Source organism: Planktothrix mougeotii LEGE 06226, from assembly GCF_015207485.1.
In the GTDB taxonomy this organism is placed as follows: domain Bacteria; phylum Cyanobacteriota; class Cyanobacteriia; order Cyanobacteriales; family Microcoleaceae; genus Planktothrix.
Window position 1 is genome coordinate 48,955 of record NZ_JADEWU010000013.1, and the last position, 22,752, is coordinate 71,706.

The 22,752-nt window shown below is 40.1% G+C and carries 21 protein-coding genes; 16 read left to right on the forward strand and 5 right to left on the reverse strand.

Going from position 1 to position 22,752, the window contains the following annotated elements; genetic code table 11:
- Positions 1 to 35 precede the first annotated feature (35 nt).
- From IQ236_RS08155 to IQ236_RS08190, 8 genes are all read left to right on the forward strand, one after another.
- Positions 36 to 680: a hypothetical protein gene (locus tag IQ236_RS08155; RefSeq protein WP_193868804.1), complete on the forward strand. Its 645-nt coding sequence runs from the start codon at positions 36 to 38 to the stop codon at positions 678 to 680.
- A 687-nt stretch (positions 681 to 1,367) separates the two neighbouring features.
- Positions 1,368 to 1,583: a gas vesicle structural protein GvpA gene (gene gvpA / locus IQ236_RS08160; RefSeq protein WP_002735503.1), complete on the forward strand. Its 216-nt coding sequence runs from the start codon at positions 1,368 to 1,370 to the stop codon at positions 1,581 to 1,583.
- A 214-nt stretch (positions 1,584 to 1,797) separates the two neighbouring features.
- Positions 1,798 to 2,184: a gas vesicle protein GvpC gene (gvpC, locus tag IQ236_RS08165; RefSeq protein WP_193868805.1), complete on the forward strand. Its 387-nt coding sequence runs from the start codon at positions 1,798 to 1,800 to the stop codon at positions 2,182 to 2,184.
- Between the two features lie 399 nt (positions 2,185 to 2,583).
- On the forward strand, positions 2,584 to 3,729 hold the full coding sequence (gene gvpN, locus IQ236_RS08170) for a gas vesicle protein GvpN (protein ID WP_193868806.1): 1,146 nt from the start codon (positions 2,584 to 2,586) through the stop codon (positions 3,727 to 3,729).
- Positions 3,730 to 3,737: 8 nt separating this feature from the next.
- Positions 3,738 to 4,169 carry a gas vesicle protein gene (locus IQ236_RS08175; RefSeq protein WP_190516866.1) on the forward strand — a complete coding sequence of 144 codons (432 nt, stop codon included), beginning with the start codon at positions 3,738 to 3,740 and terminating at the stop codon, positions 4,167 to 4,169.
- 105 nt (positions 4,170 to 4,274) lie between these two features.
- Entirely contained in the window at positions 4,275 to 4,751 is a 477-nt protein-coding gene (locus IQ236_RS08180; protein WP_193868807.1) for a gas vesicle protein K, read from the forward strand.
- 15 nt (positions 4,752 to 4,766) lie between these two features.
- Positions 4,767 to 5,501 carry a gas vesicle protein GvpF gene (gene gvpF, locus IQ236_RS08185; RefSeq protein ID WP_193868808.1) on the forward strand — a complete coding sequence of 245 codons (735 nt, stop codon included), beginning with the start codon at positions 4,767 to 4,769 and terminating at the stop codon, positions 5,499 to 5,501.
- A 14-nt stretch (positions 5,502 to 5,515) separates the two neighbouring features.
- On the forward strand, positions 5,516 to 5,758 hold the full coding sequence (locus IQ236_RS08190) for a gas vesicle protein GvpG (protein ID WP_072721105.1): 243 nt from the start codon (positions 5,516 to 5,518) through the stop codon (positions 5,756 to 5,758).
- 204 nt (positions 5,759 to 5,962) lie between these two features.
- Here the strand turns inward: IQ236_RS08190 and IQ236_RS08195 are convergent, their stop codons facing one another.
- Entirely contained in the window at positions 5,963 to 6,280 is a 318-nt protein-coding gene (locus IQ236_RS08195; protein WP_193868809.1) for a gas vesicle protein, read from the reverse strand.
- A gap of 141 nt (positions 6,281 to 6,421) precedes the next feature.
- On the opposite strand from IQ236_RS08195, the gene IQ236_RS08200 reads away from it, so the two are divergent.
- The 3 genes from IQ236_RS08200 to IQ236_RS08210 all read left to right on the forward strand — a co-directional run bounded on the left by IQ236_RS08200 (position 6,422) and on the right by IQ236_RS08210 (position 11,037).
- Positions 6,422 to 7,105 carry a GvpL/GvpF family gas vesicle protein gene (locus IQ236_RS08200; protein ID WP_190516860.1) on the forward strand — a complete coding sequence of 228 codons (684 nt, stop codon included), beginning with the start codon at positions 6,422 to 6,424 and terminating at the stop codon, positions 7,103 to 7,105.
- A 12-nt stretch (positions 7,106 to 7,117) separates the two neighbouring features.
- Complete coding sequence (locus IQ236_RS08205) at positions 7,118 to 9,019, forward strand: ArsA family ATPase (protein WP_193868810.1); 1,902 nt, start codon at positions 7,118 to 7,120, stop codon at positions 9,017 to 9,019.
- Positions 9,020 to 9,189: 170 nt separating this feature from the next.
- Positions 9,190 to 11,037 carry an AAA family ATPase gene (locus IQ236_RS08210; protein WP_193868811.1) on the forward strand — a complete coding sequence of 616 codons (1,848 nt, stop codon included), beginning with the start codon at positions 9,190 to 9,192 and terminating at the stop codon, positions 11,035 to 11,037.
- 371 nt (positions 11,038 to 11,408) lie between these two features.
- Here the strand turns inward: IQ236_RS08210 and IQ236_RS08215 are convergent, their stop codons facing one another.
- Positions 11,409 to 12,674 (reverse strand): NAD(P)/FAD-dependent oxidoreductase, encoded by a 1,266-nt coding sequence (locus IQ236_RS08215; RefSeq protein WP_193868812.1) that lies wholly within the window; start codon positions 12,672 to 12,674, stop codon positions 11,409 to 11,411.
- Between the two features lie 742 nt (positions 12,675 to 13,416).
- Between IQ236_RS08215 and IQ236_RS08220 the strand changes: the two genes are divergently transcribed.
- Positions 13,417 to 13,851, forward strand: a complete 435-nt coding sequence (locus tag IQ236_RS08220; RefSeq protein WP_190516853.1) for a hypothetical protein — start codon at positions 13,417 to 13,419, stop codon at positions 13,849 to 13,851.
- Between the two features lie 159 nt (positions 13,852 to 14,010).
- A complete protein-coding gene (locus IQ236_RS08225; protein ID WP_193868813.1) occupies positions 14,011 to 16,062 on the forward strand; it encodes an ABC1 kinase family protein in 2,052 nt (683 codons plus the stop codon).
- Positions 16,063 to 16,177: 115 nt separating this feature from the next.
- On the opposite strand, the gene IQ236_RS08230 is transcribed toward IQ236_RS08225, so the two are convergent.
- Positions 16,178 to 16,819: an LON peptidase substrate-binding domain-containing protein gene (locus IQ236_RS08230; RefSeq protein ID WP_193868814.1), complete on the reverse strand. Its 642-nt coding sequence runs from the start codon at positions 16,817 to 16,819 to the stop codon at positions 16,178 to 16,180.
- A gap of 570 nt (positions 16,820 to 17,389) precedes the next feature.
- Here IQ236_RS08230 and IQ236_RS28165 point away from each other — a divergent pair.
- The 3 genes from IQ236_RS28165 (at position 17,390) to IQ236_RS08245 (ending at position 20,829) form a co-directional block, all read left to right on the forward strand.
- Positions 17,390 to 20,137: an SUMF1/EgtB/PvdO family nonheme iron enzyme gene (locus IQ236_RS28165; RefSeq protein ID WP_193868815.1), complete on the forward strand. Its 2,748-nt coding sequence runs from the start codon at positions 17,390 to 17,392 to the stop codon at positions 20,135 to 20,137.
- A 285-nt stretch (positions 20,138 to 20,422) separates the two neighbouring features.
- Positions 20,423 to 20,617, forward strand: coding sequence for a type II toxin-antitoxin system HicA family toxin (locus IQ236_RS08240; RefSeq protein ID WP_193868816.1), 195 nt, complete (start codon positions 20,423 to 20,425; stop codon positions 20,615 to 20,617).
- A complete protein-coding gene (locus IQ236_RS08245) occupies positions 20,614 to 20,829 on the forward strand; it encodes a type II toxin-antitoxin system HicB family antitoxin (RefSeq protein ID WP_193868817.1) in 216 nt (71 codons plus the stop codon). Before IQ236_RS08240 ends, IQ236_RS08245 begins: the two co-directional genes overlap by 4 nt.
- 108 nt (positions 20,830 to 20,937) lie before the next feature.
- Here the strand turns inward: IQ236_RS08245 and rpsJ are convergent, their stop codons facing one another.
- Both rpsJ and tuf read right to left on the reverse strand, forming a co-directional pair.
- The gene (gene rpsJ, locus IQ236_RS08250; protein WP_190523653.1) at positions 20,938 to 21,255 is read right to left on the reverse strand and encodes a 30S ribosomal protein S10; all 318 of its coding nucleotides are present in this window, start codon (positions 21,253 to 21,255) and stop codon (positions 20,938 to 20,940) included.
- Between the two features lie 140 nt (positions 21,256 to 21,395).
- Positions 21,396 to 22,625 carry an elongation factor Tu gene (tuf, locus tag IQ236_RS08255; RefSeq protein ID WP_193868818.1) on the reverse strand — a complete coding sequence of 410 codons (1,230 nt, stop codon included), beginning with the start codon at positions 22,623 to 22,625 and terminating at the stop codon, positions 21,396 to 21,398.
- Between the last annotated feature and the right edge of the window lie 127 nt (positions 22,626 to 22,752).

The following is a 22,752-nucleotide window of genomic DNA, read 5'->3' on the forward strand; positions in this document are numbered from 1 at the left end:
GAAGCCTTTATTTAACTTCACTTGAGAGTATTAATATGCTGAATCATAAACGATGGCCTGAAATCGTAGAATTAATTTTGATTATTGCTGCAATTATTGGTTCTTTTAGTCTTCTCACCGGACAACCCATAACTTATGCAGTGATTCCGGGATCTTTAGCTTTAGGATTGAATTGGTTGAATCGTCAATTATTGGCCCAACAAGCTCGGAAAAGTGCTACCCATACAAAAAGCTTAGTTCAGCAACATCAAGCGGATTTAGATCAATTAATGGATCAATTAAAAAATACAATTAATACTTTGAATATTTCTTCAGGGCTGGCCTTTACTCCGAATCCTCAATTAGCTCAGGAATTACAATCTTTAATGATCGTGATTCAAAATCTATTAGAACGTCAAAATTTATTAGAAAAAACCTTAACGATGATGCAATCGGAGTTAGAAGTTATTGTCCAAACGTTCCAAAAACGCCCTGAATTGGAACAAATCAATAGCTTAACTCATGTTATTGTCGATCTTCAACAATTTATTAATCAATTACCTCAATGGGGAAATTTACAACAACACCAAATGAATGAACTACATCAAAAAGTAGAACAATCTCTACAACAACTTTCGGCAGAACTCGCTAAAATTCCCCAGCAAATTGAACAGGAAGTTAAGCGACAAGTCAATTCATAACGGGAGTCAAAAGTCAAGAGTTCACGTTTGTTGCATTATTAAATGGTTGAGTATCCTTTGTCTTCTGCCTTCTCATTATATTAGATCATTGGCATTCCATCCAAAGAAGAGGCTGTTTCAAGCGATAAGATCTCCGTACTGCCGTAAGCATACATCCGTATATTTACGGTTGTATCCGTATATTTACGGTTGTATTCATCCAAACTCTTAAATCAATTTTTGGTGGTGTAAGTATTGCCAGGGAATTCAAGACTTCTGACTTAACCCTTGAAAATACCTCAAACCCTAGCACTGTAAGGAGTTTTAAGTCGGGTAGTATTCATATTGAGAGGAAGAAATTCATATAAAAAGTTGCATTTTTAATGAATGTTAACTGATCTCAGACAAAAATTCTACCCTGATCCTAATCAAAGTATTGATGTTAGAGCAATTTTCTTGACCGTAATTTCTCTTATGTTTAATCAAAATATCCGTAATTGTACCAAAATAAACTTTACATTATTACATAATGCCCTAAAAACCTTTTGAAAAAACCAAAATAAGCTTTACATTATTTAACAAAAAACTTTTGTAAAAGTGTTGACAAATTTGAAAAATTATTGATATGATTCAAAGTGTCAGGGAGAGGTGAAAGACTTCTTAACCCCAGACAAAATAAACAACAATGAGTAATAAAGGTACAAAACCATGGCTGTCGAAAAAACAAATTCTTCCTCTAGTTTAGCTGAAGTTATTGATCGCATTCTTGATAAAGGGATTGTTATTGATGCTTGGGCTCGTGTCTCTCTTGTGGGAATTGAACTGTTAGCAATTGAAGCCCGCGTCGTTATCGCTTCTGTTGAAACCTACCTGAAATATGCTGAAGCCGTTGGTCTGACTCAATCTGCTGCGGTTCCTGCCTAAGATTAATAATAGATTCTTCAATCTTGTGGTTGAGGAATCTTCAAGTTCTCAACAAGTGTCTGCTTTTCTTTTATCCCCTTACCTTCGTAAAGACTCCATAGGATGAGGGAGCGGGAAAAGCAGGTATTTGTACTGTTTAACCCCAGTCAGTCGCTGTCAACATTCGGCTGATGAGTGGGGTTAGTCATGATTTAGTGTTATTGAGGAAAACCCCATGACTGCTCTCATGGAAAAATTCCGACAGGAGCGTTTATCTGTTGCAGAAGAAGTGGCTGAACTCTGCCAAGAGACTCAAGCTTTTCTGTCGGCTACCCAAGTTAAAAGACAACAACAAGCTGAAGAGCAAGCGATTTCCCTACGTCAATTTCACAAAAAATTGAAACAAGAAAATCGGGTGTTTTTAACAGCTATCCAAAAAGAACGTCTGTCTCAAGCCAAGAAACAAGCGATTTCTCTAAGTCAATTCCACAAAAAATTGAAACAAGAAAATCGGGTGTTTTTAACAGCTATCCAAAAAGAACGTCTAGCTCAAGCGAAGCAGCAAAAACAAGATTTGCGCCAATTTCGCCAAGAGTTGTCTATCTATGTTTTTGGAAAATAATTCTCCTGGTTTGTTTTAACCAAGCTCAAAGACTAGGATAAAAAAACCCCTCTAGTCGCTTTTTATCGAGCTAAACTAGAGGGTTATCATTAAAATACAACAATGAGTTTTAGGTTTTCAACCTGGTATGACTAATCCTACTTCTTTTGAGATCCAAAACTCAACCTAGAAGTAGAACTCCTGTCCTAGCGGATACAGGATTCCTGAAAACTAAGGGCTAGTTACCTCTTCCCCTTAGCAGGCTATAACGGTTAGTCTTACCGCTAACAGATTTGCAAGAATTGTAGCTTTGGTAACTATATATAACTGTATTTACAAAATAGCACATTTGTTTGCAATTTGTCAACTTTCTTCATCAAACTTCTCAAAAAATTTATTGACGTTTACTAGATTTCAACCATGACAGTTGCTGAACCTCAAACAAGAAGATCCGTCCTCCGCGTTCGCCCTGGTCAATTTGTCGTCACACCTTCAATTCATCAAATTACAACCCGGGCTTTACGTTACCTGCACTCTGGTTTTTCCATTCATCTGCGTGGCCCTGCCGGAACCGGAAAAACCACACTAGCCATGCACCTGGCCAATTGTTTAGCTAGACCCGTCATGCTAATTTTCGGAGATGATGACTTCACCAGTTCCGATTTAATTGGCTCTCAGTCAGGTTATACCCACAAAAAACTGATGGATAACTATATCCACAGCGTTCTCAAAGTTGAGGACGAGCTCAAACATAATTGGGTGGATTCTCGATTGACGATGGCCTGTCGAGAAGGATTTACGTTAGTTTATGATGAATTTAACCGTTCTCGACCCGAAGTCAACAACGTTTTACTCTCCGCCTTAGAAGAAAAAATTCTGACCCTGCCGCCCACTAGCAATCAACCCGATTACCTGCAAGTCCATTCTCAGTTTCGGGCAATTTTTACCTCTAACCCGGAAGAATATTGTGGCGTTCATGCTACCCAAGATGCCTTAATGGATCGGTTGGTAACCATTAATATGCCAGAACCGGATGAACTGACTCAGACTGAAATTCTCGCCCAAAAAACGGGTATTCGTCGAGAAGATGCGTTATTTATTGTCAACCTCGTCAAAACTTTCCGTCTGAAAACTACGGCTGAAAAAACATCAGGTTTGCGTTCTTGTTTAATGATTGCCAAAGTCTGCGCCGAACACGAGATTGTTGCCACCCCCAATCACGCAGATTTCCGCGATATTTGTGCAGATGTTCTCTTATCACGGACTAATTTACCCATCGATCAATCGACAACTATTTTATGGGAAATTCTTAACGAGAATCCAACAGAATCCTTACCTGTTGTAGAAGAAACGGGTAGTCCAAATGCCAGTGCGTTACCTCCTGATGCTTTAAAGGAACATGAACAGAAAATTTATAATTATTTGCAGCAAACCCGCAAAGCCAGCTTTCATGAAATTTACAAAACTTTAAACCTCAAGCAAAATCAAGCAGAAAAAGCTGTTCGTTCTTTACTGCAAAAGAAATTGTTGAAACAACAAGACCAGTTTTATATTCTTTTTGAGTGAAACCAACCGTGACTTCCTCCACTTTTGCTCCCCCCATCAAAAGCCACTCAAATAGCTCCATAACAACGGCTACTCAAGGTTCTAGTTTAGCGGATATCCTTGAACGAGTTTTAGATAAAGGAATTGTGATTGCTGGCGATATTTCTGTGGCAATCGCTTCTACTGAACTTCTACATATCCGCATTCGTCTATTAATTGCCTCTGTTGATAAAGCACGGGAGATTGGAATTAATTGGTGGGAAAGTGATCCCTATCTTAATAGTCAATCTCAAGCTTTATTAACAGAAAATCAAGAACTTTCACAGCGACTCCAGAGCTTAGAAGCTGAACTTAAAGCCTTAAAATCCTTAACCCAATCGAGTGCAATAGAAAGCCATGATACCAGTCCGAACAATGAAAAACATTCCCAAAAGCCAAACAATTCTTTGCTTAAGTCCTAACAAGTTAGGAGGTAGTTTGCCTCATTTAAACTTAGAGAAAATTTCAAGTTTGCGAAATTCAAGGCTTGAGCTTCGTCGCCAAAAACCTATTTACTAACTGCGATTATGACACTTGTTTGCACACCTTGTGATACTGCCCCTGAGATCTTACCGACTTCTGAAACAACTCATAGTAAAGGGGGTTTAGCACCTTTACTGTTAACGGTGGTAGAACTGGTACGTCAACTGTTAGAAGCTCAAATCATTCGCCGCATGGAAGAAGGCAAAATTCTCAGCGAAGCTGATTTAGATAGAGCCGCAGAAAGTTTGCAAAAATTACAAGAGCAAATTCTCCATTTGTGTGCAATTTTTGAAGTCGATCCGAAAGATTTGAATATCAATCTTGGAGAATTTGGTACGCTTTTACCCTCCCCAGGAAGCTATTACCCTGGAGAATATAGCGCCAGTCCTTCTATATTAGAATTGGTTGACCGACTTTTAAATACTGGAGTTGTTGTAGAAGGAAATGTCGATTTAGGTTTAGCTAAACTTGATTTAATTCATCTAAAGCTTCGTTTAGTGCTAACTTCTCAGCCCCTTTAATTTTGGAGATGATTTATGGCTACGGGTCTTTATTTATATGGAATATTTGCCGATCAGATTCCTGACGAAATGGTTTGGGAAGGGATTGATCATGAACTCGTTCACAGTGAAGTCATTGAAGGATTTAGTTTTCTCTACTCTGTTGTTCATAAAGAGAAATATTTGGCTTCCCGTCGCTATCTAATCTGTCATGAAAAAGTCCTAGAAAACGTAATGGAAGCAGGGTTCCGTACTTTGCTACCATTGCGTTTTGGATTGGTTGTGAAAACCTGGGAAACGGTGATAGAACAATTGATTATCCCTTATCAAAATCAACTCAAAGAGTTATTTACCAAATTGTCAGGAAAACGAGAAGTTAGCATTAAGATTTTTTGGGATAGCCCGTCTGAATTAAAAAGAATTCTCGAGTGTAATCAGGAGTTAAAAAAACAACGGGATGATATGCTCGGCAAAACGTTAACGATGGAAGAAATTATCTATATTGGTCAAAGGATTGAAAACAGCTTATACCAATGTAAACAAGAAATTGTTCAGGTCTTTCGAGATCAATTAAATCACTGTGCTCAAGAGGTTGTAGAAAACGAGCCGATGATGGATGACATGATTTACAATACGGCTTATTTAATTCCTTGGGATCAAGAATCTGAATTTAGTCAGAAAGTTGAAGCGATCGATCAACAATTTGGCGATCGCTTGCGAATTCGCTACAACAATTTAACAGCACCTTATACCTTTGCTCAACTCATGTAAGGAGAGTATCAGTTATGTTTCTTGATCTTTTATGCTTTCCTGTTACCGGGCCCCTGAATGGCTTAATCTGGATCGGAGAGAAAATTGAAGAGCGTGCAAATACGGAATATGATGACACTGAAAATTTGCACAAATTATTATTATCATTACAACTAGCTTATGATATGGGCAACATTTCTGAGGAAGAGTTTGAAATTCAGGAAGAAGAACTTTTATTAAAAATTCAGGCTTTAGAAGAAGAGTCTGTAGAGAACTAGCCTCAATATCCTGATCACCTTCATGAGTAGAAAAAGATAAAAATTATTGTTGAATTAAAATCCTATTCTTGCATTTTCCTAATCTCATCGATTGATAAAAGCTAGAGATAGGATTATTTTTTTTTCTATCATGATCTTAAAAAAGCGGGTTTTACAAGGTAAAGAATTAAAGAAATTCCCATCTTTAACCCGCACTCTTCAGTTTTAATATTCCAGGTAAAAGGCTTGGAAATTAGAAGACTGAGCAATCGGTTTAGAAGGATGAAGCATTTTAGGTATAGTGGGATTAGCTTGGCGTAAATCTTGAATATTCTGTTCTGTACTATCGATTTGATGATTCAGAACCGTGAGACGATTTTTTAACTGTTGAAGTCGCTGCTCCATCAATTGTAATTCTTTTTGGATACGCTGTTTTTCAGTAATCAACTTATACAATTCAAGTTGCTGAGATGCTTCAGATTTATTCCGAGGCATGGTGCTGATTTTAGGTTTGATTGGGCCTTTAACACGATTGCTTGTCATAAGAATTCCTGAATAGTTTATAATATTATAGCGAGGAATTGGATGTTATACATGGTTTTCTTAAAAAAAGACTAAAACTGAAATTTCACTTTCAAATACAAAGATTTGTAAAATTTTTGAAAAATTTCTTTTGCCAGCCCTATGAAATTATATAATTTATATACTTACGCTTTTTTAAAAACTCCAAAACAGATCTTGAAATTACCTGTTGGAATTGCCAGCCCAGTCTTACTGATGGCTTCAGGAAAAATCTCGGCTCTAGTAGAACCAGACGTCTGTTTAGATGCCTTACAAAAGGATAATGAACGCTTAATTCAAGCTGTTTTATCCCATGATCGTGTCATCTGCGAATTGTTTCAGCAAACGACAGTTTTGCCCTTACGTTTTGGCACGTCTTTTTTAGAGGGAGACAATTTACTTGATCATCTCGGTTCTAATAGCGAAGAATACCAAAAAAAACTCCAACAACTCCAAGGAAAAGGGGAATATATTTTAAAATGTATTCCTCGTAAGTTAGAGGAACCTGTTTTAGGTTCTGAGATGACGGGAAGACAATATTTTTTAGTTAAAAAACAGCACTATCAAACCCAACAAAACTTTTATATCCTGCAAGCAACAGAATGGCAAAAGGTCGTTCATTTAGTTACCGATCAGTATCAATCAACGATTATCAATGCTTGTCCAGGAGCAGAATCACGAATTTATCTTTTAGTGCCTTGTCAAGATGAACCTTTCCTAACTAATCATTTCTTGAATTGGCAGAAAGTTTGTCCCCGTTGGGAATTGCAATTAGGACAAGTTTCTCCACCCTATCACTTTATTTAACTGAGTTTCTATATGATTAACTTTCACCCTGTAAACAACATTCTTAACCCTTATGACACTCGCCATTTAGTCATGTTTAGTGGCAAAGGAGGAGTGGGAAAAACCACCCTTTCCTGTGGATTTGCTCGTCGTTGGGCTCAATTATTTCCTGATGAACAAATCCTATTAATCTCAACAGATCCAGCCCATTCTTTAGGAGATATCTTACAAACACAAGTCTTAGATCAAGCATTACCTTTAAAAGACTTACCAAATTTAAAGGTTAGAGCGTTAGATGCGGGAAAATTACTATTAGAATTTAAAGAAAAATATGGAAAATTTTTAGAACTCTTAGTTGAACGAGGTAGCTTTGTTGAAGGCGAAGATTTAACCCCTGTTTGGGATTTAGACTGGCCCGGTTTAGATGAAATTATGGGGTTATTAGAAATTCAACGATTACTCACTGAAAAAATCGTTGATCGAATTGTTGTTGATATGGCTCCTTCCGGTCATACCTTAAATTTATTAGGAATTAAAGATTTTTTAGAGATTATTTTAAATTCTTTAGAATTATTTCAAGAAAAACATCGAGTCATCTCCCAAACCTTTGTAAAAACTTACAATGCGGATGAAGTGGATGATTTCTTAGTTAAAATGAAATCGGAATTAACCGAAGGAAAACAACTATTGCAAGATGCCAGTTTCACCGTTTGTTTAGTCGTGGCAATTGCAGAACCGATGAGTTTATTAGAAACCGAACGATTACTCAAGAGTTTGCAGCACTTAAATATTCCCTGCGGTAGTTTATTTATCAATCGAATTTTATCCCCATCAAACCTCAACTTAGATCGCTATAGCGAACAACAAGAACTTCTGAGTAAATTCCTTAAACTTCCGGGTCAAGATGCCATTTTTACCCTTCCCCAACAATCAACAGAACCTCTAGGGGGTGAAGCTTTAGATTTAATCATGAGCCAAATTCAAACCCTTGACACTGTAGAATTAGTTCCCCCACCTCCTATCCAATGGCCCGAAAAAATTCTCCCTAGTTTTAGCGATTTTATTGCTGAAAAACGTCAATTAATTATCATTGGAGGAAAGGGAGGTGTAGGTAAAACAACCGTTGCTGCTGCCCTGGGTTGGGGATTAGCCCATCGTTATCCTGAGAAAAATATTCGGATTATTTCTATTGATCCAGCCCATTCTTTAGGAGATGCCTTTGGGGAAAAATTAGGACATCAACCCACACAATTAACCTCCAATTTAAGTGGTCAAGAAGTCGATGCTGATATTGTTTTAGAGCAATTTCGCAATGATTATTTATGGGAACTTGCAGAAATGATTAGCGGTGAAGGCAAGGAAGACGGATCGATAAAACTGGCCTATACTCCCGAAGCTTGGCGACAAATAGTAGCTCAATCCTTACCGGGAATTGATGAAATGTTATCGTTAGTAACCGTCATGGATTTATTAGACCAGAAACAACAAGACTTAATTATTTTAGATACGGCTCCTACCGGTCATCTTCTGCGTTTTTTAGAAATGCCAACCGCTTTAGGGGAGTGGTTAGCTTGGATTTTTAAGCTGTGGATGAAGTATCAAAATGTATTAGGGCGTTTAGATTTAATGGGGCGATTGCGAACCTTAAGACAACAAGTGATGCAAGCCCAGAAAAAACTAAAAAATCCCCAACATACAGAATTTATTGGGATTCTCCAAGCCCAAGATGCCATTGTTGCCGAACAAGTTCGATTAACAGCATCTTTGAAAAAAATGGGAGTCTATCAACGTTATGTCGTGCAGAACCGTTATCACGCGCATGAGGAAATTGATCGGGATTTATTCCCGGATCAAACTCTGATTCGCTTACCGAGTTTACCTCGGTCAGTGGCACCTCTGGCGCGAGTTCAAGGGGCTGCCGATCTTCTGTTTTAAAGGCATTGATAGCAACCCCCTGGTGCAATTAGGACATGAGAAATCATTGAAACCCCGGTTTTTCGGTTTTTTACCTGGACTCATCGCTACTATAGGTGTTAAACCTTAGATTCCTCAACCCCATCTTATCTACCCAGCCTCTATTGTTCAATTGATTCAGGAGAAATTTTATGACAGAGTTATTCAAAGGTTTTGAGCAATTAGTCGAACTGGCGAAAACCTTAGAAGAAAAACTTGAAAAAGGAGAAATTAAAACTGAAGTGCAGTTTAGTTCTCGTCCCTTGAGTAATATTCCCCGTTCGGGTGGGATTCCCCGTCCAGGCGGCATTCCCCGCACGAGCAGTTCTGGTGGGGGTGATTTTGAGGTCAATCGCAGTCGCTCATCTTCCCCCTCAGATTCAGGATTTGAAGACACTATGACACCCCCAGAAGAAGCTACCACCCCTTCCCTTAAAGACGTTGGCGGATTGACAGAAGTTCTCAAAGAACTCAAAGAACTGATTGCCATTCCCCTAAAACGCCCCGACTTATTAGCGAAATTAGGACTCGAACCCACTCGTGGGGTGCTGTTGGTTGGCCCCCCAGGAACAGGCAAAACCCTGACCGCCCGTGCCCTGGCGGAAGAACTCGGTGTTAACTATATTGCCTTAGTGGGGCCAGAGGTGATGAGTAAATATTATGGGGAAGCTGAACAACGACTGCGAGGAATTTTTGAGAAAGCCGCAAAAAATGCGCCTTGTATCGTTTTTATTGACGAAATTGATAGCATGGCTCCCGACCGCAGCAAAGTGGAAGGGGAAGTGGAAAAACGACTCGTTGCCCAACTGCTGAGTTTAATGGATGGCTTTTCCCAAGCTCAAGGGGTGATTGTTCTTGCCGCCACGAACCGCCCCGACCATCTTGATCCTGCCTTACGTCGCCCCGGACGGTTTGACCGAGAAGTGCAGTTTCGGGTTCCTGACCGCAATGGACGTTTAGAAATTCTCCAGATTCTCACCCGTTCCATGCCCTTAGATGAATCGGTTTCCTTAGCGTTGATTGCGGATAATGCCGTGGGATTTGTGGGGTCAGATTTAAAAGCAGTTTGCCAGAAAGCGGCCTATAGTGCTTTGCGCCGTCAGGTTCCTACGATTGAATCCAAAATTCCAGAAATCATGACGGTCATCCAAGCCGACTTTTTGCAAGCCCTCAAGGAAGTTAAACCTGCGGTGTTGCGGTCTGTGGAAGTGGAATCTCCCCATATCGCTTGGGACAATATTGGCGGACTTGAACAAATTAAACAAACCCTACAGGAATCTGTGGAAGGGGCTTTACTCCATCCCCAATTATATATGCAAACCAAAGCCCAAGCACCCAAAGGCATTTTGCTTTGGGGGCCACCGGGAACGGGGAAAACCTTATTGGCGAAAGCCGTTGCATCTCAGGCGCGAGCGAATTTTATTAGTATTAATGGCCCGGAACTTCTGAGTAAATGGGTGGGAGCCAGTGAACAAGCGGTACGGGAGTTATTTGCCAAAGCTCGTCAAGCTGCGCCTTGTGTGGTGTTTATTGATGAAATTGATACCTTAGCTCCAGCAAGAGGCCGTTATAGCGGGGATTCTGGGGTGAGTGACCGAGTTGTGGGACAAATTTTGACCGAGTTAGATGGATTGCAAACGGGGGCGACGATTTTGGTGATTGGGGCTACAAACCGCCCGGATGCGTTAGACCCAGCCTTATTACGGGCGGGACGGTTGGATTTACAGTTAAAAGTGGATTTACCGAGTGCTTCTAGTCGTTTAGCAATTTTACAAGTCCATAACGATGAACGTCCTTTACAGGATGTGGATTTAGGTTATTGGGCCGAAGCAACGGAAGGCTGGAATGGGGCGGATTTAGCATTATTATGTAACCAAGCCGCACTGGTAGCCATTCGTCGTTATCGACATCAGGGAATGACTGACCCGACTGAAATTCGGATTACAACGGGTGATTTTAATGCTGCTTATCAAGTGTTAGTTGAACAGCGTGCAACTTAATATCCTACTTTCCCCTATGTCAGGGTGAACGAAGTTAAGCATCTCTGGTTAACTTACAACCCCCATTCCGTAGATATTTCAGAAGATTTAATTTCCGATTAAATTGGAAAAAATAAAAGCCCAAATTGTTGCATAGCAATAATTTGGGCTTTTTTTAATGTAGGATAATAGTTGGGTTAGCTTAACAATATAAAATATGAATTTCTTTAAAAAATAGGATTCTATTTAAGGGAGGGAATGTTTAATTTAATTAATACAAGTTGTTCTTTTCACTTTTAATCTTAAAACTCTTTTTTTCCTAGAAACCGGATTTTTTTAAGCTTTAAGTTCTCCCTAAAGTTCTTTGAAAAAAACCGGCTTCTAAAATAAAATTAACCTTTCAACGGCTTCAAACGGTCTGCCTCAAAGGGGGCACCTTTTAACATCCGATTCCAATATAACCAAGGTAAAATATAACGCTTGGCTAACCACATACTATAACGTTCTTGTGTGGGGTCAAAGGGAAAACTAGAGTCGGGTTTACACTCGTAGGTAAACTCCGCCATAATCGTTTTTCCATAACCCGTAATTAACGGACAGCAGGTATAACCATCATAACTTCCTGTTAGTTTTTGAGACTGAATTAAACTGTAGAGATTTTCCACTAATGCAGGGGCTTGTTTCCGAATTGCTGCTGCGGTTTTAGAAGTCGGTAGGGAAGACGCATCTCCTAACGCAAATACATTCGGATAAATGTTATGTTGTAATGTCGTTTTATTCACATCTACCCATCCCCCCGGTTGTACTGCTAAGGGACTATTTTTAATAAAATCTGGGGAACTCATGGGTGGTGTGACGTGAATTAAATCATATTTAATCCTGATTTCCTCCACACCGTTTACAGTAAAAATTGCTTCTTTGGTTTCCGGTTTAATGGCTTTGAGATTATGTTGATACTTAACATCAATATTGCGACGTTCCACAACTTTTTCTAAGGCTTCACAATAGCCCGGAATGGGGAACATTTTGCCAACGGCTGTACAATACATAACCTGGCTTTTTTCCCGTACCCCATTGTTGCGGAAGGTATCATCCGCTAAATACATAATCTTTTGGGGTGCTCCTCCACATTTAATCGGTGTGGATGGAAAGGTAAAAATTGCCGTTCCCCCTTTAAAATTCTTTAACAATTCCCAAGTATAAGGCGCGTATTCTAAGGAATAATTACTGGTGACTCCATTTTTACCAATGGCATCTTTTAATCCTTCGACTAAATGCCAATCAATTTGAATCCCTGGACAAACCACTAAGTATTGATACTGAATGCGCTGCCCATCTTGGGTAATAACTAAATTATTTTCCGGTTCAAATTTATCCGCATAAGCTTTAATCCACTTGACACCGGGGGGAATACAGTCTTTTTCGTCTTTAATCGTATCTTCAATATTATAAACACCCCCACCCACTAATGTCCAAGCAGGTTGATAGTAATGTTTCTCGGAGGGTTCAATAATGGCAATATCCAGGCTGGAATCTTTCCGCATCAGTTGGGCGGCGACGGTAATTCCTCCGGCTCCTCCCCCAACAATCACAATTTGATGGCGGGCTGTATGAGGTGTTGTATCGGAATTTGAGGCTTGTAGGTTTGTACTTGACATAATGGCTGGTCGCTTTTGGACAGATCTCCTTTTTGAGTGTAGAGGGGAAGTCACCCTTGGGTACAATCCATTAACAACTTTTAAGAATTCTGGCCCAAAGGATGATTTTAGGCTACTCCTCAACCCTTTTATTCTCTGTTAGCAAGTTTCTTAGATATCTACCTTAACTCCTTCACCGCAAGTTTTGGGTAGAATAATTATTAACATTAATCAATAAATTTATTTTCTAATTTTTGATAAAGAGCTTTAAAAGTATTAATTTAGAATCTATATTCTCATCATTTACGGATTGATTGCTAAAGGATATTGCTTTTTTAGAATTTATTTTAAAAGTCTATGAATACAATCAATTATTGCTCATCATTTAAAAAACAAAAATCTATCTTTATGAAGATTTACAAAAATTAATTTATTTGTTATATTTATTAATACATAAAAGAGAACCTAGTTATCAATCGATAATATAGTACATATTTATAATTAAACTCTATGTTTTTACCAAAACAAAGCCATCTCATCGGTATTAAAGGAGTAGAGATTCCTCGAAAGTAATTGTAAAATATTTATCCTATTCAGAATTTAATTTTAGGATTAATATAGATTTAGGGAGGAGTTAAGAGGCAATTTAACCCCTAGAATAAAAATAAGGAAATACCCATTAGTCGATTGGCTCTGCTTTTAGGTTAAATTTCTGCTCCGTCAACCTTAAATTTAGCAATTAAAACCTTAAAACAGTAGACTTATGGCTTCACAACACCAAGTTAAACAATATTTAGCCTACTGGTTTCAGTTAGGTAAAAAAGTCTTAATTCGCAACGGTGCAGAATCTCGCTTACCCCAACCTGTCGTTCAAGGAGACAGGTATAGTCGCGAGTTTGAGGACTGCTGGAAGGAAATCCTCTCCCCTGACTCTGGAGAGTGCTATTTGGAAGGCACAGAGCAAACCATTGAAGATTTGCTTTCCTCACAATGGGAAATTGAATCCTGTGCCCGTTGTTCTCTCTCGGTGCCCGTGAAAGTTGCCGGAATGCCTCCTAATTGTTGTCCCTGCTTCGATTTACCCACCTGGCCAAATCTGGAAGCTCCCTTACCCCGCCTTCCGGTGAGTACCCGTCTCTATCTCTTAAATATTTGCAACCGACTGACCCACACAACAGAAACAGGGGATGGTGAGTAGGTTAATTCCCCATCAATCGGACGGTCTTTCTGGGGAGGTAAAGGACTTGATTGAGATATTGTTACAATAGTTAACAGAAATTCCCACCTAAGTCCTACATTTATGGAAGTCAAGACGGTATTGCCTGCAAAGCCCCAGCTTGATTCAGATTCACCTCTTATGACGATTACTCCCCTGCAACCGAGCAGATCCGTTCCCCCTGCAACCATTGATGTCTCCTCAGAATTTGTGGAGGAACATCACCAACTGCCTCAACCGCCAGAGGTGACAAGCCTTGATGAATCGAATCAACCTGCATTACGCTACGATCCGATTGCCATTGCAGATTATTACCGTTCTCGTGTGTTCCAAGTTTGGGGACGCCTGTTAAGCATTATAGGGAAATTGGGTTTTTTTGCCTTGGGATTATGGTTAGATGGCAAAGGCGGAACAAACCTGAAAACGGATCGCAAACGCGCCATTCAACTACGAACCACCTTAACAGAACTCGGCCCGGCATTTATTAAAGTGGGACAGGCCTTATCCACTCGACCGGATTTAGTTCCTCCTTTATATTTAGAAGAATTAACCCAATTACAAGATCAACTCCCGCCTTTTGCCAATGAAGTTGCTTATCAATTTATTGAAGAAGAATTAGGCGATCGCCCAGAAAATATCTATGCTGAATTAAGTCCTGATCCCTTAGCAGCAGCATCATTAGGACAAGTTTATAAAGGTAAATTAAAAACTGGGGAAGTTGTCGCGGTTAAAGTCCAGCGTCCGGGGTTATCTGAAAGCATTGCCCTGGATATTTATATTTTACGAACCTTAGCACAATGGGCTAAGAAAACCTTTAAGTTTATCCGTAGTGATTTAGTCGCCATCATGGATGAATTTGGGGGTCGTATTTATGAAGAAATGGACTACAACCATGAAGGACGAAATGCGGAACGATTTCGACAACTTTACGGCAATATTCAGGATATTTATGTGCCTCGAATTTATTGGGAATATACGGGACGCCGTGTATTAACAATGGAGTGGATCAACGGTTCTAAATTAACGAATTTAGAAGAAGTTGCAGCCCAAGGCATTGATGCCCGTTACTTAATTGAAGTGGGGGTGCAATGTTCCTTAAGGCAATTATTAGAACATGGGTTTTTTCATGCTGATCCCCATCCGGGTAATTTATTAGCCAGTCCCGATGGTAAGTTAGTTTATCTCGATTTTGGTATGATGAGCGAGGTTAAACCTTATCAACGCTATGGGTTATTAGAAGCCGTTGTCCATTTAGTGAATCGAGATTTTGAAGGGTTAGCCAAAGATTATGTCAAATTAGAATTTTTAACGCCCGATACCGATTTAACTCCGATTATTCCGGCTTTAGAAAAAGTGTTTAGTAATGCGTTAGGGGCGAGTGTTGCTGAATTGAATTTTAAGAGTATTACGGATCAACTCTCGGAATTAATGTATGATTATCCCTTCCGAGTTCCAGCCTACTATGCGTTAATTATTCGATCTTTGGTGACATTAGAAGGCATTGCTATTAATGTTGATCCCAACTTTAAAGTCTTAAGTAAAGCTTATCCTTATGTGGCTAAACGATTGTTAACCGATCCTTCCGTTGAATTAAGAACGTCTTTGAAAGATTTATTGTTTAAAGACGGATCATTTCGATGGAATCGATTAGAAAATTTACTCAAAAACGCTCGAAATAGTGATGATTATGATATTAATGAAGTGTTGAATCAAACCCTAGATTTTTTATTTTCAGAACGGGGAGAATTTATCCGAGAACGATTAGCTAATGAGTTTGTTCAAAGTATTGATGTTGCTTCTCGTAATGCGTTGACAACGGCTCAATCTAAAGTCGCTGAATGGCTGGGGGTAAAACCCATTTCTACTCCTGCAAAAGAACCTCAACCTCCATCAACTCCAAACAATTTAGAACAAATTCAACGCATTGTTAGTATTCTCCAGGAAACAAAAGGGTTTGATCCGATGCTATTAGTGCAGCGTGTTCCGAGTTTAATTGTTAAACCCGAAGTTCGACAGTTGAGTCAAAAAGTAGCTGGAGAATTAGCCCAACGAGCCGCCGCTAGACTGATTCGGGAATTATTTTTATCTTCTGATCCGCTCATTCCTGATGCGACTCCAATTGAACAAAACGGACATTCAAAAAATGGCAAATCCCCAATGAAGCAGCCCTTATCCTTACCCCCAAGTCCTTAACCCGTAGGGTGCGTAAGCGTAAGCGCACGCACCAATTCCTTCCCTATTCCAACCCGGTCTAACTCGTTAGCAAGGTACAAACCCAGGAGTAAGCGCACGCACCAATTATTCTTCCCTATTCCAACGCATCTTTTAAAGCCGTTCGTGCCGCTAAATGGTTACGAGTTGATGTTAAAATTTCAACTTCCCGTTCCAAACGCGCGACAGTATTTTGCATCTCTAATAGGGTTTGTTGTTCCGTTGCGACTCCATAGAGATTACTCGCAACCCAATAGGAAAGTTCTGTGGGTAAATCAGGAATATCATCAGGAAGCTCAATATTTTGTTCCATCAACTTTCCTGAGAGATGAACCACATCGCGCAACAAACGCTCTACTTCCGTTGCTAACGGTCTTAAATCCTGTTGGGGGGGTTCATCTTCGATCCATTCTACCAAACCCACCAAATAAGGTTTTTCCCGAACCGCTTCTAATACCCGAAACCGTTGCTGTCCTAACGTCAGCATTTTAATTCGATCATCGGGTAAACGTTGGTATTGGACAATTTCGGCACAGCAACCCACGGAAGCGACTTGACCTTGATTCGGATCAAACATCAATACCCCAAAACGGCGATCCGTATTCAGGATGGTATTCATCATAATCCGATAACGAAACTCAAAAATATGCAGAGGTAGAGGTCTACCTGGAAATAAAACCACTTCCGGTAGAGGAAACAGAGGAAGCTCTCGAACAGCAATTGAGGAATATGATGCCATTGTCCGTTAAATTAAGACCTACTCACAAGGAAGCATAATCCTTAATTGTGCCTCACTTCAGGGAAAACTGCTAGACCCGGAAAAAAACCGGGTTTCTGTAATAACTTTGCTGCTGAATAGAAATCTTGTTGAAAAACCCAATTTCTGAGAACCTTTAAACAGACCGAGAAACCCGGTTTCTGAGTTTCAGATGAGGGTTGAACACAAATATAGATGACTACGTTATAATAGAAAGTTAAATATTTTGGATCATAGGCTTCTCCAAGATTTAAACGGGTATCCTGATTCTAATTTTTCTGAATTCTCTGGAAATGGAGAATATTATCAAGGTTTACATTGAGTCCAGGTTAGTCCATTGTAGTAAGCCCTTCAGGGCTTAGAGGCGTGAACGCCTCACTACGAGTAGTAAGCCCTTCAGGGCTTAGAGGCGTGAACGCCTCACAGAATAGAGCAGACGTAGGGGCGAGGTTTTCTCGCCAAACCCCTCCCTAAATACACCTAACATTTTTGGATTAATTCATCAATTTTATCAAACAACCACCGCAGAATTTATTAACCGGAGATTAACAGATGACACGCTCATTACCAGAAGATACAAAAATCGGATTTTGGGGTAAAATTAAAAGAGGGTTAGAATCTATATTTCTACCTGAGAAATACATTGCAGATACCCAAGAAAGAAATACAAAAATAATAGTCGCTAATCAGGTTGAAATGGAGGAAAAAAGACAACAAATTAAGTTAGCAGAGATTAAATTGCAATATATCCAAAATCAAGAAAATCGAGACTTTCAAGCCCAACAAGCTGAACTGAATCATCAAAGACAAAAGGAACTCCAAGAATATATCCAAAGTGTTAACTTAGCGATTCATCAAGGAAATATTGAGTTTCAACGCTGGCGTTTTGAACAGGAAAAAAACCTGCAAACTGAATTAGCCCAATATAACCGAGAAACTCAATTAGCCATCGCTGAATATCAACGAGAAACAGCGATAAAAGTTGCCCATAACCAAGCAGAAGTTCAGAAAATTTTTGCAAATTGGCCGTTAACTTTACCTCCGGCGCAAATTTTAGAATCCTACAATCATAATCGTTTAATTCCCCTACGAGTTTTTATTGCTCCCCCTAAATTTCAGTTTGAACGGTTTATCGAAAAAACTCAAAATTTCCCCGATATTGAATTAACCTTAAATCAACAATTACGGGATTTTTTTGACCGCTATTCTCAACAGGGAAGACCGATAGAATTTTTAGCAGGTGCTTGGGAAAGTAAACGTTTTCATAGTGAAGCCAGTATTAAAGCATTATTCGGGATGTTAAAATCAGAACCGACCTTAATATTAGAGTCGGAATTTGATGGAGATTATCTTAATTTTAGAATCGCTTATTGGACAATAGGACAACCTAATTATTCCTATCAAACCATTATTGCTCGTTTGTCCTATCGGGATATTTTGTATAATTCTGCTAAAACTCGCGCCTTGACTTGGAAGAATACAAAAGATAAACTGATTGCATTAGGAAAAACCCAAGCTGAGATTGAAAAACGGGGCGGGTATAATGAAATTAATCTCAAGATTTGGGAAGAAGAACAAAGTTTGCGAGAAGCGGGAATCGAGGATGATGAGTTAGAAATTCACTATAAAATTAATCGCAAACATTTTGAAGATTTGTATCAGTTTTTAATCACCTGTCATTGTTTAGTTGCAGGTTGGATAGCTGATACCCATCATCTATTTTTACATGATTTAACACCCTTATTACCCCAACTTCTCCCCGATTTAACTCAAAATATTCCTGAAGGGGAAATTACAGATGAAGTCGTGGGGGTTGTGATTTCCGGTTATGAACAAATCTATCAAGCCTTAGCCGTTGAACGTTCCCACTGGGTTCCTGAATTAATCTTAAAATTAGCCCAAGGTTTAGTCAATTTACCGAATCAATCTTGGGCGAAAAAACAACTGCTGAATTCTGTTGAATATTGGTTGAAAATCAGAAACCCGGTTTCTTTGAGAAACCGGGTTTCTGAGTTATGGGATACCGTTAATTCTGTCGTAATGGCTCAGGATGTAGATTATATTGAAAAAATCAATAACTTATTAGCGACCTTGGGAGAAACCCACCGCGTTAATATTGTTCAAGCTTGTTATCAACGGGGAAAAAACCATTGTCAACAGGGAGAATATACGATTGCCATTGATGATTTTACCCAAGTGTTGTTACTGGAACCCAATTCCCCCGATGCAAATTATAATTGCGGATTAGCCTATAGTAAATTAGGGAAATATCAAGCAGCGATAGAAGATTATAATCAAACCTTGTTATTAAATCCGAATTATGCCGAAGCTTACAATAATCGCGGTAATGCTTATTATAAATTAGGAGAATATGAAAAAGCGATCGCAGATTATAATTCCTGTCTCGCCCTCAATCCTAATTTACCCGGAGTTGCCCATAATCGAGATGTTGTCCAAGGGGTTTGGGATGAAAAACGCCTTCGAGAAAGAGAATTTCAATTTGATGTCATTACCGTTAACGCCGAAGGAAAAGAAACCCACCGAGAACGCCGTCGGGCTGAATTTTTTAAAGAAGATTTAGGCAATAATATTAGCTTAGAAATGGTATCCATTCCTGGGGGAACTTTTATGATGGGTGCTGCTCAAAATGAAGCTGATGCAAGTAGTGATGAATATCCCCAACATCCCGTTAATATTGCTGCATTTTCAATAGCAAAATATCCCATTACTCAAGCTCAATGGGAAGCCATTATGGGAAATAATCCTTCCAATTTTAAAGGCGCAAACCGACCCGTTGAGAATGTAAATTGGCACGAAGCGCAAGAATTCTGTCAGCGACTTTCCAAAAAAACAGGCAAAACCTATCGTTTACCCAGTGAGGCGGAATGGGAATATGCTTGTCGCGCAGGAACAACAACGCCTTTCCATTTTGGGGAAACAATTACAGCCGATTTAGCCAATTACGACGCGAGATCTAGCTACGCTTCCGCCCCAACAGGAACCTATCGTCAACAAACCACCGATGTCGGTAGTTTTCCTCCAAATGCCTTTGGATTATACGATATGCACGGCAACGTTTGGGAATGGTGCGCCGACCCTTGGCACGATAATTACGATGGTGCACCTCCTGATGGTAGCGTTTGGGAGTCGGGCGGAAATACTCAATCAAGATGTCTGCGGGGCGGTTCGTGGTTCTTCGATCCTGATAGCTGCCGTTCTGCGTATCGTGTCAGGCTCACCCCCGACTACTTCTACGTCAGCCTCGGCTTTCGGGTTTGTTGGGTTGTAGGTGCGTCGTAGGTTGGCGTGCAGGACTTTTAGCCCTGTTTTCTTTAGCCCTTTTGTCCTTTACCCTTCTTTCTTCTTTTCCCTTCTTCCCTTTTCGCGCGTCAGCGCGTTTAAAAATTTTTTTTTCAGGGGACGGGTTTTGTTAGAAACCGGGTTTCTGCCTTAATCTTTGCTGTATAACAGAAATATTGCTAAAGAAACCCGGTTTCTGAGAACCTATAATTAAAGAAGATTACCTCAACCGAGAAAAAATCTATGAGTATGTTAACCCGTAAAAATGTATGAGTAGGAATAGTAATGAAAGTTCGTGAGGTACTCAAGCGATTAGAAGCAGATGGATGGTATGAAGCAAGAATGCGAGGAAGTCATCGAGTGCTAAAACATCCCGAAAAATCTCGTATCGTTGTTGTACCCGGTAATTTTTCTGATGAAGTTGCCATTGGAACCCTTAAAAGTATCTGGAAACAAGCACAATTAGAGGATCAATCATGAAAGAATATGTTGCAATTTTTGAATGGGCTGGGAGTAACTATTCTGCTTATGTTCCTGATTTACCCGGCTGTATTTCTACAGGAAAAACCTTAGAAGAAACCGAAAATAATATTAAAGAAGCGATTGAGCTTTATATTGACACGCTACGAGAAGACGGTCAAGCTATTCCCAAACCTTCTCTAACCGTTAAGACAATTTCTGTAGCTGCTTAACCTAAAAAATATTGGAAAATTGTTATCTTGTGAGGGTCAAAATAGATAAAACCTACTCACGCCTCTCCCTTGAAAGGTCAAATTGAGTAGGTTTAGAAGGTTGGAAGCTTAAAGTTTTACTTCAATATCAACTCCAGCAGGTAAATCTAATTTCATCAAAGCATCAATGGTTTTAGAAGATGGTTGATAAATATCAATAATGCGTCGATGGGTACGAGTCTCGAAGTGTTCCCGTGAATCTTTATCAACGTGAGGAGAACGCAATAAACAATAAATCCGGCGTTTTGTGGGTAAAGGAATCGGCCCAATAGCAGTGGCGCTGGTACGATTAGCCGTATCTACAATTTTCTCGCAGGAAGTATCGAGTAAACGGCGATCAAACGCTTTGAGACGAATCCGAATTTTTTGCTGTTGAATAGTAGCCATTTTGATGTTGAGTTTTCTAGGTTCAGGATGAAGGGTTTGATAAATTTTCGTTTTTCTAAGATAGAAGGCGGAGAAAAGGGAATCAAACCTTTCTCCTTTTCTGCCACCTTTCCATCAACCAGACTGTTTAATTCTGGTGTCTACTTCAGGATTTTGGACACAACGCCCGCACCCACAGTACGACCGCCTTCACGAATGGCAAACCGCATCCCCTGTTCAATGGCGATGGGGTTAATCAGTTCCACCGTCATTTTAATCCGGTCTCCCGGCATGACCATTTCAGCATCCTTACCTTCATCTGAGGTAAATGTTTTAATGGTTCCAGTAACATCCGTTGTCCGTACATAGAACTGGGGACGATAACCGGGGAAGAAAGGAGTTTTACGACCGCCTTCTTCAGCTTTTAAAACATAAACTTCGGCTTCAAACTGAGTATGAGGAGTAATAGAACCGGGTTTCGCAATCACCATTCCCCGTTCAATATCACCTTTCTGGATACCGCGTAACAGAAGTCCGGCGTTGTCTCCAGCCATCCCTTCCTCAAGACTTTTCTTGAACATTTCTATCCCGGTGACGATGGTAGCACGGGTTGGTTTAATTCCGACCAATTCAACGTTATCGCCCACCTTGACTTTACCCCGTTCAATCCGGCCCGTTGCTACTGTACCCCGTCCAGTAATGGAGAACACGTCTTCAACCGCCATCAAGAAAGGTTTGTCAATATCCCGCTCAGGAGTGGGGATATAGGCATCCACTTCTTCCATAAGTTTGTAGATTTTATCTACCCACTCGTTATCCCCTTTCTGTGTTTTGGGACTAGCAACCATTACATCTAAAGCTTCTTTCGCAGATCCAGCCACAATGGGGATATTGTCACCGTCGAATTGGTAGGAAGTTAACAGTTCCCGTACTTCCAGTTCTACCAGTTCTAACAGTTCAGCATCATCCACCATGTCTTCCTTGTTCAGGAACACAACGATATTGGGAACCCCAACCTGTTTGGCTAAGAGGATGTGTTCACGGGTTTGGGGCATAGGGCCATCCGCCGCAGACACCACTAAAATTGCACCGTCCATCTGGGCAGCACCGGTGATCATGTTTTTCACATAGTCGGCGTGTCCCGGACAGTCCACGTGAGCATAGTGACGATCTTTGGTTTCATACTCAACGTGAGCGGTATTGATGGTAATCCCCCGTGCTTTCTCTTCGGGTGCGGCATCAATTTCGTCGTATTTTTTAGCTTGGGCTTGACCCAAGGCTGCCAAAGTCATGGTGATTGCAGCCGTTAAAGTGGTTTTACCGTGGTCAACGTGGCCAATGGTACCGATGTTAACGTGGGGTTTTGTCCGTTCAAATTTTGCGCGTGCCATTTTGAATTACAAATTGAAAGTTTTCAAGAAAAATAATTGAGGAAAGGGGTCAGACGTCAGGCGTGGGTTGTTGGCTTTTAGTGGTTAACCGGGAACCGACAACCTCAAACCTGACAATCCGCGAGTG

What these genes read in the sequence shown, in the direction of transcription:
- IQ236_RS08220 (WP_190516853.1), top strand. Translation starts at nt 13,417, where the DNA reads ATGGCTTCACAACACCAAGTTAAACAATATTTAGCCTACTGGTTTCAG.
- gvpF (WP_193868808.1), top strand. Translation starts at nt 4,767, where the DNA reads ATGGCTACGGGTCTTTATTTATATGGAATATTTGCCGATCAGATTCCT.
- IQ236_RS08225 (WP_193868813.1), top strand. Translation starts at nt 14,011, where the DNA reads ATGACGATTACTCCCCTGCAACCGAGCAGATCCGTTCCCCCTGCAACC.
- IQ236_RS08210 (WP_193868811.1), top strand. Translation starts at nt 9,190, where the DNA reads ATGACAGAGTTATTCAAAGGTTTTGAGCAATTAGTCGAACTGGCGAAA.
- IQ236_RS08245 (WP_193868817.1), top strand. Translation starts at nt 20,614, where the DNA reads ATGAAAGAATATGTTGCAATTTTTGAATGGGCTGGGAGTAACTATTCT.
- IQ236_RS08240 (WP_193868816.1), top strand. Translation starts at nt 20,423, where the DNA reads ATGAAAGTTCGTGAGGTACTCAAGCGATTAGAAGCAGATGGATGGTAT.
- gvpN (WP_193868806.1), top strand. Translation starts at nt 2,584, where the DNA reads ATGACAGTTGCTGAACCTCAAACAAGAAGATCCGTCCTCCGCGTTCGC.
- gvpA (WP_002735503.1), top strand. Translation starts at nt 1,368, where the DNA reads ATGGCTGTCGAAAAAACAAATTCTTCCTCTAGTTTAGCTGAAGTTATT.
- IQ236_RS08215 (WP_193868812.1), bottom strand. Translation starts at nt 12,674, where the DNA reads ATGTCAAGTACAAACCTACAAGCCTCAAATTCCGATACAACACCTCAT.
- IQ236_RS08180 (WP_193868807.1), top strand. Translation starts at nt 4,275, where the DNA reads ATGACACTTGTTTGCACACCTTGTGATACTGCCCCTGAGATCTTACCG.
- IQ236_RS08200 (WP_190516860.1), top strand. Translation starts at nt 6,422, where the DNA reads ATGAAATTATATAATTTATATACTTACGCTTTTTTAAAAACTCCAAAA.
- IQ236_RS08190 (WP_072721105.1), top strand. Translation starts at nt 5,516, where the DNA reads ATGTTTCTTGATCTTTTATGCTTTCCTGTTACCGGGCCCCTGAATGGC.
- IQ236_RS08205 (WP_193868810.1), top strand. Translation starts at nt 7,118, where the DNA reads ATGATTAACTTTCACCCTGTAAACAACATTCTTAACCCTTATGACACT.
- IQ236_RS28165 (WP_193868815.1), top strand. Translation starts at nt 17,390, where the DNA reads ATGACACGCTCATTACCAGAAGATACAAAAATCGGATTTTGGGGTAAA.
- gvpC (WP_193868805.1), top strand. Translation starts at nt 1,798, where the DNA reads ATGACTGCTCTCATGGAAAAATTCCGACAGGAGCGTTTATCTGTTGCA.
- rpsJ (WP_190523653.1), bottom strand. Translation starts at nt 21,255, where the DNA reads ATGGCTACTATTCAACAGCAAAAAATTCGGATTCGTCTCAAAGCGTTT.
- IQ236_RS08195 (WP_193868809.1), bottom strand. Translation starts at nt 6,280, where the DNA reads ATGACAAGCAATCGTGTTAAAGGCCCAATCAAACCTAAAATCAGCACC.
- IQ236_RS08230 (WP_193868814.1), bottom strand. Translation starts at nt 16,819, where the DNA reads ATGGCATCATATTCCTCAATTGCTGTTCGAGAGCTTCCTCTGTTTCCT.
- tuf (WP_193868818.1), bottom strand. Translation starts at nt 22,625, where the DNA reads ATGGCACGCGCAAAATTTGAACGGACAAAACCCCACGTTAACATCGGT.
- IQ236_RS08155 (WP_193868804.1), top strand. Translation starts at nt 36, where the DNA reads ATGCTGAATCATAAACGATGGCCTGAAATCGTAGAATTAATTTTGATT.